The organism is Pseudoalteromonas sp. CO342X (assembly GCF_004208915.1).
Classification (GTDB): Bacteria; Pseudomonadota; Gammaproteobacteria; order Enterobacterales; family Alteromonadaceae; genus Pseudoalteromonas; species Pseudoalteromonas maricaloris.
In genome coordinates, this window is record NZ_SGPH01000040.1 from 222,076 (window position 1) to 236,390 (window position 14,315).

General features: G+C 42.7%; 12 protein-coding genes. 5 read left to right on the forward strand and 7 right to left on the reverse strand.

From position 1 onward, the window contains the following. Positions 1–248: 248 nt before the first annotated feature. A complete protein-coding gene (locus EXT47_RS19940; RefSeq protein WP_130127398.1) occupies positions 249–3,152 on the forward strand; it encodes a hypothetical protein in 2,904 nt (967 codons plus the stop codon). A 24-nt stretch (positions 3,153–3,176) separates the two neighbouring features. Here EXT47_RS19940 and EXT47_RS19945 read toward each other — a convergent pair whose 3' ends face one another. Together EXT47_RS19945 and EXT47_RS19950 are read right to left on the reverse strand one after the other, a co-directional pair. Beyond that, complete coding sequence (locus EXT47_RS19945; RefSeq protein ID WP_130127399.1) at positions 3,177–4,118, reverse strand: SUMF1/EgtB/PvdO family nonheme iron enzyme; 942 nt, start codon at positions 4,116–4,118, stop codon at positions 3,177–3,179. 145 nt (positions 4,119–4,263) lie between these two features. Beyond that, complete coding sequence (locus EXT47_RS19950; protein WP_130127400.1) at positions 4,264–5,151, reverse strand: SUMF1/EgtB/PvdO family nonheme iron enzyme; 888 nt, start codon at positions 5,149–5,151, stop codon at positions 4,264–4,266. A gap of 228 nt (positions 5,152–5,379) precedes the next feature. On the opposite strand from EXT47_RS19950, the gene EXT47_RS19955 reads away from it, so the two are divergent. Then, the gene (locus EXT47_RS19955; RefSeq protein WP_130127401.1) at positions 5,380–5,922 is read left to right on the forward strand and encodes a cysteine hydrolase family protein; all 543 of its coding nucleotides are present in this window, start codon (positions 5,380–5,382) and stop codon (positions 5,920–5,922) included. Positions 5,923–6,083: 161 nt separating this feature from the next. Here the strand turns inward: EXT47_RS19955 and EXT47_RS19960 are convergent, their stop codons facing one another. After that, positions 6,084–6,443 carry a hypothetical protein gene (locus EXT47_RS19960; protein ID WP_045989307.1) on the reverse strand — a complete coding sequence of 120 codons (360 nt, stop codon included), beginning with the start codon at positions 6,441–6,443 and terminating at the stop codon, positions 6,084–6,086. Positions 6,444–6,669: 226 nt separating this feature from the next. On the opposite strand from EXT47_RS19960, the gene EXT47_RS19965 reads away from it, so the two are divergent. Continuing rightward, entirely contained in the window at positions 6,670–7,560 is an 891-nt protein-coding gene (locus tag EXT47_RS19965) for a hypothetical protein (protein WP_130127402.1), read from the forward strand. A gap of 79 nt (positions 7,561–7,639) precedes the next feature. Here the strand turns inward: EXT47_RS19965 and EXT47_RS19970 are convergent, their stop codons facing one another. The 3 genes from EXT47_RS19970 to EXT47_RS19980 form a co-directional block, all read right to left on the reverse strand. Next, positions 7,640–8,443 (reverse strand): DUF1338 domain-containing protein, encoded by an 804-nt coding sequence (locus EXT47_RS19970; RefSeq protein WP_130127403.1) that lies wholly within the window; start codon positions 8,441–8,443, stop codon positions 7,640–7,642. 76 nt (positions 8,444–8,519) lie between these two features. Beyond that, positions 8,520–9,545, reverse strand: a complete 1,026-nt coding sequence (gene astA, locus EXT47_RS19975) for an arginine N-succinyltransferase (protein ID WP_039495145.1) — start codon at positions 9,543–9,545, stop codon at positions 8,520–8,522. A gap of 30 nt (positions 9,546–9,575) precedes the next feature. Then, on the reverse strand, positions 9,576–10,781 hold the full coding sequence (locus tag EXT47_RS19980; protein ID WP_039495146.1) for an aspartate aminotransferase family protein: 1,206 nt from the start codon (positions 10,779–10,781) through the stop codon (positions 9,576–9,578). Between the two features lie 184 nt (positions 10,782–10,965). Between EXT47_RS19980 and EXT47_RS19985 the strand changes: the two genes are divergently transcribed. Continuing rightward, positions 10,966–11,394: an Lrp/AsnC family transcriptional regulator gene (locus EXT47_RS19985; protein WP_099641158.1), complete on the forward strand. Its 429-nt coding sequence runs from the start codon at positions 10,966–10,968 to the stop codon at positions 11,392–11,394. A gap of 135 nt (positions 11,395–11,529) precedes the next feature. On the opposite strand, the gene EXT47_RS19990 is transcribed toward EXT47_RS19985, so the two are convergent. Continuing rightward, positions 11,530–13,431 (reverse strand): bifunctional diguanylate cyclase/phosphodiesterase, encoded by a 1,902-nt coding sequence (locus tag EXT47_RS19990; protein WP_130127404.1) that lies wholly within the window; start codon positions 13,429–13,431, stop codon positions 11,530–11,532. A gap of 580 nt (positions 13,432–14,011) precedes the next feature. Here EXT47_RS19990 and EXT47_RS19995 point away from each other — a divergent pair. Further along, positions 14,012–14,311 carry an isoamylase early set domain-containing protein gene (locus EXT47_RS19995; RefSeq protein WP_010372991.1) on the forward strand — a complete coding sequence of 100 codons (300 nt, stop codon included), beginning with the start codon at positions 14,012–14,014 and terminating at the stop codon, positions 14,309–14,311. The last annotated feature ends 4 nt before the right edge of the window (positions 14,312–14,315 follow it).

The window sequence follows — 14,315 nt, forward strand, 5'->3', positions numbered from 1 at the left end:
ACAGGGACTTTTTGACAATGATATGTCATACCATTTTGTCTTACACTTCCTTAATTTGAGGGAGCTAATCAGGCGCTAACAGCGTTAAAAATTTCTCATCATTTAGAACAGGTAAATAGCAAAATTTTCCTTGATTGAATAACTGACTCCATCAGTATAAAATCTACCCCGAATACTATCTCGCGCTCATTGATGAGTAGCAAATTGCATTGATGAGGAACAACCGGAATAAACAAGGAAGGATTGGCATGAAGCCTTTTGACAAATGGCCTGCGCTTATGCAAGACGCACAGCAAGGTACATTCGATGATTCACTTTTTCAGTCAGATTCAGACGTAAAAAATTCGGCACAACCAACCAGATTGCCGATGGCTAAAGTGCCCACCATCATTCTTAAAGCACTTAACCCCCATCACACTGACTATATTCGTATTGACCCAAAAGAAGCTCGTTACTGGCATGGTGGACTTTATCACCATGACGATAGACAACTACTTGTTATTTCAAATAACCAAGCACAACGTCTCAAAACGGTTTCTCAAGGCAATATAAAGGAGATCTTTGCGTTTATTAAAAAGTCAGCGCTTGAGGCTAAAGTGGAAGGTCAGTTCAGTTCTGGTGGCAGTAAAGGCTTCTCGGGTGGGGCGGGAGAGTTAAGCCAAAACGGAGTACATTTAGGTGCTGCAGCTAAATATGCTGCTACAAGCGATTACTCAAAAAATGATGGTGTGGGCTTCAATAGTAGCCAAGGAGCAGGTACAACGCGACCGTCAATGGGTAAGAGTAACGCTGGCATTAAAAAAACACCCACTAAGCTAGAAAGTACAGCACAACCCATAGATACTATTGCGCCATCTGTCATTATTGGTCAACCTAATCCAAAGCAAATCGTAAAACTAGAGCAAAACCAAGCCACTAAAAGACGTTTTGCAAATCATGTATTAGGGCCGGGAGAAACGGCCGCGAGTGTTGTCGAGCAGTATACTGGCACACCAAATGAAAGCCGTATATATGGCTTCAACCATCCTCAGTTTACTATAAAAAACCCTCCCAAAGCGGGTGATAAAGTCAGGGTGAATACCGGCTTTGACGTATTAGTTAAAGGACAATTTTATAACAGCAACAGCGTTAACTTAATCTGGAAAGGGCCAACGTCAGGTTCAAAATCAGCCATATTGGAGCAAGTGAATGGCAACTACATACCAGACAGAGGTTATGATTGGGAGTTGGCGCTACCGCTTGTGGCGGGGGAATACACATTAACCGCTGAAGCCGGAGGTGCGACGCACTCCGTGAGTTTTTCAGTTGAAGAGTCCCAAGACCAACTGGAAATTATTGATTTTATATATATTCCAGAAGATAACAACTTTATAGCAGTCACCCAGTCACTTGCCGATATTTTAGAGCAAGAAATGGAAGTACTTAACCCTCCCATGGAGCAGCTAAAGCAAGCGCTGGCTGGACAACAAGACCTCTCGAAACAAGATGATAAAGTAATTGACGCAAAAAAGGCGTTAAACGAGACCCTAAAACCACTTGTTTCAGGCCCTACTGCTAATAAAATTACCGAAGTCATTGGCTTTAAAGGCCGAAAGTATACCTATGTGCGTAGTGATAAAATGGCCAACCACTTTAGACGCTATAAAATTGATACGGACATTCGAAACGGTCGTCGTTTTAGCGATGCGAATGGCAACTTAGACCGTAACAAACTGAACAAAGCGCTTAAAAATGATTTGAGCAAGCTAAAGGTCAATTTTAAGTATGATAAGAAGCTTGTCGACACGTATACAACCATATGGGGCGAATGGGCTAGGGAGCTTAATAAAGATCTAAATATAAAAAGGTTTGAAAAAAGCGACTATTTTGATGCCAGTGCAGAGGCACGATTAATGCGCTACACCCATGGTGCGGGCATTGCGGCAAACTTTAGCCCAAAGGATGGTGTCTTTTCATTTCAAGCTGATGGCAAAGTCGATTTTGCAGTTGGTGAAGCAAAAGCTGCAATGAGTGGTTACTACCCTAATAAAAATGGGTATGAATTTAAGTTTATGATGCCACTTAAAAATACGACCAAAGAGCGTGAGATAAACTTAGGCGCGATCCGATTAAATGCGACCATTGCCCTTTTTGGCTATGCAGGAGCAAAATTACAAGCGGCGGCAAATGTAGGCTGTACAGTAAAGCAAGGTAAAATGATGCTTGAGGGATTAACCCCTGAACAAGTAAAAGCACTTAGCCGCGCCGATCGCAAGTTTGAACCTGTAAAAGGCGAGCTCAGTGCATTTGCTGGGGTATCCGCAGGCTGTGAGTTAACAGGTGCTTTGCAATGGGATAACCCAGAAAAATCCGGTAAATCTAGCTTTTGTGATTTAGCTAAATTAGGTGGAAAGGCAGAAGGCGCATTTGGCGCCGGTGCACATGCCGGGTGTTTTATTGGTTATGAAGACGGAAGGTTTATACTTCGCGCGAAATTGGGACTTATCTGGGGCGTAGGTGCTGGCGGAGAGTTAGTCTGTGAGATAGGTGTCGATGAAATCGTCACGCTTGCCCAATTTGTTTATCACCAGCTTAAAAATAATGATTATGATTATCTCGAGTTTATACAGCCATTGGCATTTAACGTGCTTTATAAAGCAGTAGCCATGCATATAGCAACAGGTAAAGATATTACTGAGTTTGTTGGTGGAACTGCTAAAGACATAGATGAATGGTGGCGAACTAAAGTAATAATTCATGAACAAGCCAAGGCTATCATGCAAAGAGTTGAACAAGCACCCGAAATGTTGAAGTTTACGGTACCTGAGTCCAAGGGGGCATTTCTAAACTTATTAGCGAACCCTAACCTCGCTAGCCTTATCGACTCAGATACCTACAGCTGGCAGGGCTTAAATGAGCAGCGTGAAAATACGATTATTATCATACTCAAGCATATACTTTGCACAGAGGAATTAGACGAGGTGTTGCAGCATATGGGTAAAGGAGGAACTAAGTGTAGCCAAGAAGAGGGCTTATCTCAGCTTAATAGTATTTTAGAAGGTGCTCAGCAGCGAGAGTTTGATGCATGGCGACGCAAACTACCAAGCCGAGCTCGCTCCGGTTCGGTTGCTGTCGCGATGCTTAATATCAGTCCATTTGTAGCACTGGCATAACAGCGTATGAGCAACCAAAGTTAGCTACTTTGGTTGCTCATTTAAAGGCATAGACTGATTGAGCACGCAGCGAAATCCAGTTGCCCTGTATGCCTTTTTTAGTTTCTCAGATTCTTGCCGTGTATATACATTACTGCCACGGGGAGACTCTAAAAACATCCCGCCACGCATGACCTTTTTTGTGCCTTCTTTTGGCCCTTTAGGATCCTGTTCTGGGGAGTGTTGATAGTAATCCTCAGCCCACCAGTCATTGACCCATTCAATCATATTGCCGCTTAAGTCATAAAACCCCAATGGGTTAGGTGGATAGGTGCCACTAATATGCGGTTCAGGCTCTTCGGCGAGAGAGTAATTTACACCGAGTTCAAGCATACCAGTATTGGTGGCAAACAAAATGTTTTCACCACGGTTTCGTGCTGCAAATTCCCACTGTGCTTCGGTTGGTAAATCAATTGGGAGTTGTGTGAGTTTTGCCAGCCATAAGCAATAGTTCTTGGCATCATACCAGTTCACCCCCGCAGAGAATTCAGGTGCACGCCAAATTTCGTCTTTATCCCATTTTGTCCACATGGTTCTTGGTAGGTCGTTTACCGCGGTATATAAATCAAAATCGCCATAGCTTACCTCATAAGCGCCCATCGAATAGCTGGTAAGGGTCACCTTATGAGCGGGTTTATTATCGCGGGCTATGGTCCAAGGTAAGTTATTTGGACCACCGCCATCGCCCATCATAAAGCTGCCGCCTTCGACAAACACCATTTGGGCTTTAGTGCGCTCAATCAGTGCTTGCACTTGTTTGTCTTGCTCGCCAGTAAGCGCGTCTATTTGTTGGCCAAGGTCTTCGCACCCAGTCATTACCACACACAGTACTGCGAGGCAGGGAACGGTTGTGTATTGATTAGCGAGAATATTGCGCCGGTTAATGTTGGCTAAGTGGGGGAATGAATGTATCCGTTTATTGTCCATATGGTGACTTTCCGTATGTTACTTATTTATCCTTAGTGCAGCTCAAGCATACCAAGCGTACAGGCGAAATCAAAATTGCTACAGCATAAAGTTAGTAGTTTGAATAAACGCTGACTTTTACGGTGATAAATGCGATGGCAATGAGCTAGTTAATTGATTGAACAGGAATTGGCTTCGCTTGATTTAGAGCACAACGAAAACCTTTAGCACGATACGCTTCATCAAGCTCATCTGACTCTTGCCGTGTATATACATTGCTACCGCGAGGAGACTCTAAAAATCTTCCTCCTCGCATAACCTTTTTTGTGCCTTCTTTTGGCCCTTTAGGATCCAGTTCTGGTGAGTGTTGATAGTAATCCTCAGCCCACCAGTCATTAACCCATTCAATCATATTGCCACTTAAATCATAAAACCCCAAGGGATTAGGGGGATATGTGCCAGAAGGTTCCGCATAATCAGTGTTTAGTTCATAATTACGACCTTCTTCTATCCACCCGTTATCTGTGGCAAACAAAATATTTTCGCCACGGTTTCGTGCTGCAAATTCCCATTGTGCTTCGGTTGGTAAATCAATTGAGAGCTGTGTGAGTTTTGCCAGCCATAAGCAATAGTTCTTAGCGCCATACCAACTCACTCCCGCAGGGAATTCAGATGCACGCCAAATTTCATTTTTATCCCATTTTGTCCACATGGTTTTTGGTAGGTCATTTACTGCGGTATATAAATCAAAATCGGCATAGCTTACCTCATAAGCGCCCATCGAATAGCTGGTAAGGGTCACCTTATGAGCGGGTTTATTGTCACGGGCTATGGTCCAAGGCAAGTTATTTGGACCACCGCCATCGCCCATCATAAAGCTGCCGCCTTCAACAAACACCATTTGGGCTTTAGTGCGCTCAATCAGTGCTTGCACTTGTTTGTCTTGCTCGCCAGTAAGCGCGTCTATTTGTTGGCCAAGGTCGTCACACCCGCTTATGACCAAGCATAGTAATGTCGCTAAAGGGGTTAATATCTGATGATCAATCTTGTCCATAAGTGTGCTATCCACAAGGTCTTTGCATACATATTTATCATAACTTGTTTAGCTGTATTGAGACATAGCTAATGTGGCAGTAAGACCAATGTATAAATATTAAAATGACAATATAACGCTTGTGATTTATATTGCTTGGGCACTAAAACCTTTGAAAGAATGAATGCTGTTCAAGATGTTGGCGGCTTTTGAATTTATAAGCAAGATTATGCCCAAAAAGAGTATGCTATGAAATCTGCAGTATTGGTAATTGATGTACAGAGTCTTTTATTCGACCCAGAGCCCAAACCGTATGCAAGTGAAGAGGTGTTAAGCCAAATTAACTTAGTGACAGATTGGGCTCGAAAGCAAGGCATGCCAGTGATCTATATTCAACATGAGCAAAACGGTACTGCGATTGAGTATGGTAGTGAAGGTTGGCAATTACAATCAGTACTTCAAGTTGACGCCAATGATCAGTTCGTGCGTAAAACTACCCCAGACTCATTTTTAAACACAAATCTGTCTAACATACTTGAAGAACATGGAGCTCAACATATTTATGTTTGTGGTTATGCTACAGAATTTTGTGTTGATACAACGAGTCGGCGAGCCGCGGGTTTGGGTTATGCAGTTACATTAGTGGCGGATGCCCATACCACACATTGCAAAAAGCACATGTCAGGTGAACAAATAAGAATACATCATAATGCCACACTGCCAAGTATCTCCAGTTTTGGAGTGAAAATATCCGCGGTGTCTACTACCAAAATTATTGCTTTAGGTGACTGATACAGTCTAGTTTTGTTGAGGGATTACCATTTCCTGTCACTGTTTTCACTTACTCGTCCTAATAACCGGCTGTTAAGGGTTATACATGTTATTACACAAGTGTGAAGCAAACCGAAAACGGTCCTCCTATAAGTTTTAATCTAAGCCTTTGAACCAAAGGACTATTCAATCCACATCCATGCAATTAAAGGCGGGGTAGTCGCGTTTTTAAATGTGATCTTGATTATAATATCGTCTTGCGTGTTCTCGTATTTCGCTGCAAATATCAGCATTGGATCCTGACCTCTTCGAAGAGACGCTAACAAGGTTTTAGATTTTAAGCGGCCAAGCTGCGGCGCGATTTCGCGGTATGCCCGCAAAAATCCCTCCTCAGAAACCTTTTTGGCTAAGTCGGTGGTTATTAAAGATAAATATGCTTGATAGTTTCCTCTCTCATGCGCTTTCAAAGCGCTGTCGACAACAGGCATAAGAAGGCGAAGTGCCTCTTCTTCTGTTGAACCAAACGTTCCAAAATAATTCATAACTATTATCCTTGTCTAATCCTACTGATTTTTCACCTACAGGTAATGAATATAAGCAATATTTTTAAGTGTCTCAAACACTGTAAAAGTCTAAGTACCTATTTCAATTGTGGGGTTAATACTTTTATACTAGGGTCTGTTGTTCTTTGCTGCTGCAAAAACAAACTTGAAAGATAAACAGGCCCTAACTTACGAGAAAGCAACGTTATTTAATAAGGAGATAGTAATGAATGCTTATAATATCGAGATATTGAAACAATCCATTGATGATAAAGCGCGCTTTGATGGTTGGGTATTTGGTTTGCCCCCCGGAATTAAAGCCAATCAATGGCCGCTTGACCCACATACCGGCTACCCGCTAAAACACAGCTTTACACTAAGATTGCCAGAGGGCTATCGCACTGATGAGAATGCATTTGCGGTTAGCTTTTTTGCAATCGCGGTTGATCACAATGATGGCGGGCCCGAATATATTGAAGGGTTAGAAGAGGCGTTATTTGCTGAGCAGTCGCCAGATGAACCGCTATTCAAACCCTTTTGGCAGGCGATGCAAACGGTTCATCCTAGCTGTAAGTTTGCAGCGGATACGCTAGATTGTTATTACGCAACGCTCCTGCTTAGTGAAGCTGAGTTTTACGGCGAGCTCTGTTCACCGCCAACTATTATTGAACGACATTTTGAAGATGATGTTTGCGTCCCTGAATGGCTAGTCGAGGGTGGGGCGAGTTGCTTTTGGAAAATGAACTATTCCCAGTACCTCAGTTTGCCAGCTGAAGAGTACCAAATATATCGCGAGCTTGGTGGAATTCCCCCAGAAGCAGTGAGTTTTAACCGTGCAATTGCGCTTGTTGCCAACCCTAGTGATCCTAATGCGGGTAAGACGCCCAGCGAATATGAAGATACAGGTTATATTGACCCGTATGAAGGCGACCCTGAGTGGTTAGAGAGTGTTTCGCCAAACCATTTAGGCGGGACGAGTTTAAACGGTCAAGGGATCCCAGATTTTCTTACACCTTACTACATCGAATTCGAAGAGATCTTAGGTGGGCATAACTTTGGCGGAGGGATAGGTATGCTTGATTTGGTAAACCGCGAGTTTGATTGGAGTTGTGGCTAATATTAACTAAAAAAGCAGCCATAAAGGCTGCTTTACAATTTGGGCAGAGTGCTTAGGCAAGCACTGATTTTAAACGCGATTATCTTGCGTTAGTACTTTCAAAGATTTTGTCAGCAGAAGCTGCAACAAAACCGGTATAGATCTCGCCGTCAGGCTTGGCATAACGCAGAGCAAACTCATAGAAGCAGCTTGGAATGCTAAATTCACCGTCATTAAATTGTACGTTTTGGTGATCAGCAAGCGTTGAAGATTGTTCTAGTAACACTTCTGGAGAGCCTTTGATCTCGCCACCTGATGTGTTTAGTTCAAAACCGTTGTCTTTGAGCGCTTGGTTTACAGCTTCAATTGTGGTGAAGTTCTTCAGGTAGTTGATGCTTACCGTGAAATGGTTTGCACGGTAGCCCCATGCAGACATCCATGCGGCATACTCGCTCTCAGCGAGTAGCTTTTTGTATGTCTCGTGAGAAACGCGCCAGTGGGTGCCAGAGTACAGGAAGTTTTCAGCTGTTACTGCTGCCTCGTCGATTTGCTCAACCATGTCTTTAACGATAGCTTGTAGTTCTTCTGAACATTTTTCAACGAGCAGCTCAGAGATAAACACCTTTGGTTTCGTTGGATCTTGGTGTTCATAGTGCTTGGCATATAGCTTTTTCGCTTCAAAGTGGTATTCGCCACATTCTGTGTAACCTACTGCTTTAAAATGTGCAGCGAGCTTTTCTAGACCTACTTTTTCAATATTAAAGGTACGCAATGCGATGTGGTCATTGATCACGTCGTCTTTTTGCGTTGAGCCGAGAAGTTCATGAACTTTAACTGCTGAAGGTGTTACTTCTAGGTAGTTGTCCCACAGGTGTTCAAATAGTGTATCTACGTTGTTGTGCATAATGGTTTCCTAATTTTTTGTCTTGGTGACAGCTTGTTAAACTTTATACCAATTGGTATCAGCACGACATTGAAATCTATAGTTTAAATGCGTTTATCAGTTCACCTTGAGTGACATCAAGCGCATTGGCTACCTCTGCGGTCAGCTGAATTTTTTCTTCTGCTTCGCACAGATAAGCCTGATCGGTAAACGTGGCTTTAAACGCGTCTAATCGACCATTTGAAATAGCAAGACTAGGGAGCTTGTCAGGTAGTGAAGCGACTATTTCAACCTCACCTTTAAACGACTCTCTAACCGTTCTAATGTTGTCGAGTTTGGCTTCTACCGTTGGACCTGCGTCGAACAAGTCAACATAGCCACGGTGTTCAAACCCTTCTTTTTGTAATAAACGCAAAGCAGGCTTGGTTTTCTCGTGCACTTTACCTATCACAGTTTGTGCTTCTGGACTTAGTAGGTTTGCATAGATGGGATACTTGGGCATAAGTTCACAAATAAAAACTTTGTCCCCGAGACCGACCAAGTGATCTGCTTGCGGAAATTCAATGCTAAAAAAGTGTTCTTGCAGCCACTGCCAAAATGGCGAATGGCCATGTTCGTCACTTACACCACGCATTTCTGCAATAACGGTATCGCTAAAGCGCTCGGCATGTTCTGCCATAAATAAGAAACGGCTTCTTGAAAGAAAGCGACCAGCTAACCCTTGGCGATGACCTTCACGTAAAAATAGCGTGCAGATCTCAGAGCTTCCGGTGTAGTCGTTACACATCGACAGAATATCAACGGTATTATAGACACCCAAAGTTCTTGAGTGATGTACTGTTTTGCCAAGATGATAGTGATATAAAGGCACAGACATACCTACCGCAGCTTCAATCGCAGTGGTGCCTATAATTTCGCCCGTTTGTGTGTCTTCAAGGACGAACAAATAGCCTTCGTCGTATGGTTTTGACACTGACTTTGCAAAGCTTTCAACTGAGCGGTTAATTTTATTAGACAACAATTCGTCATCTACTGGCAGTGAGGTAAACCCATGGCCAGATTCAACCGCAATGGTTTTTAGCGCGTCGAAGTCAGTTTTTTGTATTGGTCTTAATACTAACATGAGAAAGAGGAGACCGAGGTCCCCAGCTCCTTAGCCGTTTACTACTGCAGCAACCGCTTGTTCAAAGCGTGCTAGACCTTCTTGGATCTCTTCATCAGTGATCACAAGAGAAGGCGTAAAACGAACTACGTTAGTGCCAGCAACTAACGACATTAAACCGTGCTCTGCACTTGCTACCAGGAAGTCGCGTGCACGGCCTTCAAATTTATCATTGAGTACTGCGCCAAGAAGAAGACCTTTACCGCGCACTTCAGAAAATACATTGTATTTGTCGTTGATAGCATTTAGGCCATCTCTGAATAGTTGTTCTTTGGCTTTTACGCCAGCTAACACCGATTCTGTATTTACTGTGTCAAATGCAGCTTCCGCTACCGCGCAGGCTAGTGGATTACCACCATAAGTTGAGCCATGGGTGCCGACTTTAAGGTGAGCTGCAATTTCAGTGGTGGTAAGCATCGCGCCAATCGGGAAACCGCCACCTAGTGCTTTTGCGCTAGTAAGGATATCAGGTGTTACACCCAGTCCTTGATAAGCATATAGATCACCAGTTCGGCCAACACCCGTTTGTACTTCATCAAAAATAAGTAGCGCGTTGTGTTTATCACATAGTTCGCGCACAGCTTGGACAAACTCAGCATTTGGAGAAATGATCCCGCCTTCACCTTGAAGCGGTTCCATCATGACTGCGCAAGTGTTGTCTGAGATTGTTTTTTCAAATGCAGCTAAATCGTTATAGTCGATATGAGTGATATCAGCAGGTTTTGGACCAAAGCCATCTGAATAGGCTGCTTGACCACCTACCGTTACCGTGAAGAAAGTACGACCATGGAAGCCTTTGTTGAATGCGATAATTTGCGTTTTTTCTGCACCAAATTTATCCAGTGCCCAACGACGCGCAAGTTTAAGTGCCGCTTCGTTTGCTTCAGCGCCTGAGTTTGCGAAATAGACTTTTTCTGCGAACGTTGCATCAGTTAACTTTTTGGCAAGGCGAAGCGCCGGCTCGTTGGTCATCACATTTGATAAGTGCCAAATTTTTTCGCCTTGCTCTTTAAGTGCAGAGACGAGCGCAGGGTGACAATGGCCTAGACAGTTTACGGCGATACCGCCTGCAAAATCGATGAACTCTTTACCTGTCTGATCCCATACGCGAGAGCCTTGGCCTTTAACAGGAATAACGGCTGACGGGTTGTAGTTTGGAACCATGACTTCATCGAATAATTCGCGATTTGCTTGCATGACGCTTTCTCCTATATTGTTATCATTGTGCGGTATTACTGTCGGGCAGAAGCTGATTACTTGTTGTTCTGCTCACAGCCAACTTGCTATTTCTTCATTATTACGCGCTTTTGTAATAATTTGCAGTGCAATAATTCACATATTTGCTATCATTTATGTCAAATTAACATGGTTAAATTGCAAAATGATTAGTTTACAAGATGAAAAGCTTATTGCACTGTTGCGTAACAATGCACGAGAGAGCATCTCTGAGTTGGCACGTAAGTTAGACCTTTCCAGAACCACAGTACAAAATCGTATCGCAAAATTAGAGCAAAATGGTGTAATTAAAGGCTATCGCGTAGAGTTTGCTGAGCAGTATATGGATGATTTAGTATCTGCACACGTTTCTATCAAGGTAAAACAAAAACTTACTACAAAGGCGAATTTAGCATTACAGCAGTTGCCAAATGTTTCTGCGCTTTATGCCATTAGTGGGGAATATGATTTGATTGCTATTGTTGAAGCACAGAGTTTGGAGCAGTTGAGTCATCTGCTAGATGAAATCGGTAATTTAGAAGGGATTGAGCGTACCAATTCGTCGGTTATCCTAGAAACCAAATTTAAGCGATAAATAACCTTACCTTGTCTGGATAAATACTGTGGGCGTTCATCACGATCCGCCAAGCACCCACTTTTAGCATAATAGGTTGCCTAGCGTGGAAAGTGCAGTATATAGCTCGCTTTTTCGCTTAACTATTAACAGCAGCTACCCAACTTGCTCTGGTAACCAAATGCTGGTGCCGGTGGCTGCGATGTGATTCACATTGCCATTTAACACTTTGCTACCCACATTATTTGAGCTTTCAGGCCGGCTAACTAAATACCCCTGTACACAGCTAATTCCTAAGTTTTTAACTAGTTCAAATTGTTCGGTTTGTTCAACGCCCTCGGCAACAATCTTTAATTCTAACTGTTGTCCAAGTTCGCTGATGGAATTGAGGATCTTACGATACTTAGGGTTGCTATTGGCTTGAGTGATAAACAGTTTATCGATTTTTATCACATCTATCGGTAAATCGGCGAGGGTGCTTAGTGAGCTAAAACCTGTGCCAAAGTCGTCTATTGCGACACTTATTCCTGCATCTCGGCATTGTTGCAATTGTGAAATCGTTTCATTGCTGGCCTTGATAAGAGTGGACTCCGTGATCTCCAACATCAAAGCGGTGGCTGGTAAGCCGGTTTTTTCTAGGGCAGCATTTACCCATTCAAAGACTTTTCTGTGCTTTAATTGTATTCCAGAAACATTAACCGAGATTTTTACCTTTTTCATCCCTGCATTATGCCATGCACACATTTGCCTACACGACTCAAGTAGGATCCAATCACCAAGCTCTAGAATCAAATTAGACTCCTCTGCAATTGGAATAAATTCGGCTGGTGGAATTTGCCCTTCTATCGGGTGGTTCCAACGAATAAGCGCCTCAAAATAGTCGATAGCACAATCTTCAACATGCACTATTGGTTGGAATGACAGATAAAAGCTTTGCGCAGAGATAGCGAGTCGTAACTCTTCTAAGAGGTAGTGATAACGTCGCATTTTCGACCCCATTTCGGGGGAATAAACTTTAAAAATCCCACGACCATCCGTTTTTGCTCTATACATGGCAACATCAGCCATCTGCAGTAATGAGTTTGGTGTTGCTGCACTATCTGGATATACCGCGATACCGATACTTGCCCCAATTTTGACAAGCTTATTGCCAAGCAAGAAATCACGCTCTATATCACTAAGAATGGACTGAGCAATTTCTGTACACAAACTTGGATTGTTTAATTCGGGGATAAATAGCGAAAATTCATCGCCGCCGAGTCTTGAAAGGTTTTGTTCAAGGCCATGAATAGGGTGGCAATCTTCTAAACCATATTGGCGAACTACTTTTGAGAGCCGAGCGGCAACTTGGATCAGAATTTCGTCGCCAAAACTGTGGCCAAATGAATCATTAACTTGTTTAAAGCCGTCCAAATCAATAAATAGCAGGCCACATTTTTGTTGCGCCAACTCAGCTTGCTTTAACTTTGCCTCAATATGGTCAATATATGCATGTCTATCTATAAGCTTTGTGAGCTTGTCTTGAAAAATTTGAGACTCTGAATGGCGCTTTACCCGTGTAAGATGGCTAGACAAGTCGTGGATCGCATGGCTGAGCTTGGCTAGAGAAGACTTATGATGTAGTGGCGCACTGTCGACCTCTAAACGCGTCAATATTCCTCCAACGTCCTTATTCACCTCGCTGATATCTTCATCTTGATTACGGTAGCGGCGCTCTGATTTAAAAAGATACGCAACAATCGCGAGTAAAGTTGCAATTGAAATGAGAGTGATTGGAGAAGTAAATACGGCATACCAAACTGTACTTACATCCAGATATCTGGGGATTCCGAGTGTTGACTCTACCGCAACATAAGTGTGGTTTCCGCTTGCTGCAAAGTTCAAACCGTGCAGTAGTGGGGAATACCAAGGTGATATCATTGATACAGTAAGGTGTTCATTTGACGGGGTTGTAGCGATCAGCTCAAGCACATGGGCCTTAAAAGACAGGTGCAGCAATATGACAACAAATAATGTGCCCAGAAGTAGGGTACTTGTTAGTCTTATCGCGTTTGGCATGAATAGGCTTTCCTTAGTAATTCAGACTCTTGCATATTACGGAGTAATTGTATGCAGATGCGATCTTCATCGCAAAAAATGTAATCTGAAATTATAGTTGCTAACCTAGTTTTTTACACACTTTAGCATTCAGTTGCAAACTTCATCGTGCAAAAGTACTAAAAATTTCACTTTGCAGACTGCTTTATATGAGCGGGATCAATTATTAGTTAAATTCACTTTACATGATAACCATTCTTAACTAGCTTTCTTGTTGACTCTTAATGTGATTGGCTCAGTGATTGCAAGGAACTCATAGCAAACTGAAATCACTGCTTATCTGATTTAGATTGCGCCAAAGCGGTGCGAAATTGCACCAAATTTGTACTGTCATACAAACTCAATATTTGTTTGCTGTACTTAGGGCTGTTGATTTTTAAAGCGAACGGTGAGTTGCCAGCTAATTAAAATTTAATTTTGCAATTTAATTTCACTTAAATCTCAATATGCTCGACATAAATCGTACACAGTTACCAGTCGTTTGCAGTATTAGCGTACGTCACTGTGAAATAAGGACTCACAAAAGGTAAACGGGGGTTATATGCTCACTAAACGGTTTTTCAAAACAAAAGACGAAGCAGAAATTACATTTTCATTTTCACACCCAGAAGCGAAAACGGTGGAACTTGCTGGTGATTTTAATGATTGGCAACCTGAGCCGATGAAATTCATCAAAAAAGACAGTGCGTTTAAGCTCAAACACCGTTTACCAACCGACAAAGATTACCACTTCAGATATTTGATTGATGGTGAAGTCTGGGACAACGATCATCAAGCAGATGATTATGTGCCCAACGGCTTTGGAGAAGACAACAGTGTTGTGTCCACAGCGAGAGCGTAACATT

Excerpts from the sequence above, each read along its gene's own strand:
- EXT47_RS19940 (WP_130127398.1), top strand. The coding sequence starts at position 249 with ATGAAGCCTTTTGACAAATGGCCTGCGCTTATGCAAGACGCACAGCAA.
- EXT47_RS19945 (WP_130127399.1), bottom strand. The coding sequence starts at position 4,118 with ATGGACAATAAACGGATACATTCATTCCCCCACTTAGCCAACATTAAC.
- EXT47_RS19950 (WP_130127400.1), bottom strand. The coding sequence starts at position 5,151 with ATGGACAAGATTGATCATCAGATATTAACCCCTTTAGCGACATTACTA.
- EXT47_RS19955 (WP_130127401.1), top strand. The coding sequence starts at position 5,380 with ATGAAATCTGCAGTATTGGTAATTGATGTACAGAGTCTTTTATTCGAC.
- EXT47_RS19960 (WP_045989307.1), bottom strand. The coding sequence starts at position 6,443 with ATGAATTATTTTGGAACGTTTGGTTCAACAGAAGAAGAGGCACTTCGC.
- EXT47_RS19965 (WP_130127402.1), top strand. The coding sequence starts at position 6,670 with ATGAATGCTTATAATATCGAGATATTGAAACAATCCATTGATGATAAA.
- EXT47_RS19970 (WP_130127403.1), bottom strand. The coding sequence starts at position 8,443 with ATGCACAACAACGTAGATACACTATTTGAACACCTGTGGGACAACTAC.
- astA (WP_039495145.1), bottom strand. The coding sequence starts at position 9,545 with ATGTTAGTATTAAGACCAATACAAAAAACTGACTTCGACGCGCTAAAA.
- EXT47_RS19980 (WP_039495146.1), bottom strand. The coding sequence starts at position 10,781 with ATGCAAGCAAATCGCGAATTATTCGATGAAGTCATGGTTCCAAACTAC.
- EXT47_RS19985 (WP_099641158.1), top strand. The coding sequence starts at position 10,966 with ATGATTAGTTTACAAGATGAAAAGCTTATTGCACTGTTGCGTAACAAT.
- EXT47_RS19990 (WP_130127404.1), bottom strand. The coding sequence starts at position 13,431 with ATGCCAAACGCGATAAGACTAACAAGTACCCTACTTCTGGGCACATTA.
- EXT47_RS19995 (WP_010372991.1), top strand. The coding sequence starts at position 14,012 with ATGCTCACTAAACGGTTTTTCAAAACAAAAGACGAAGCAGAAATTACA.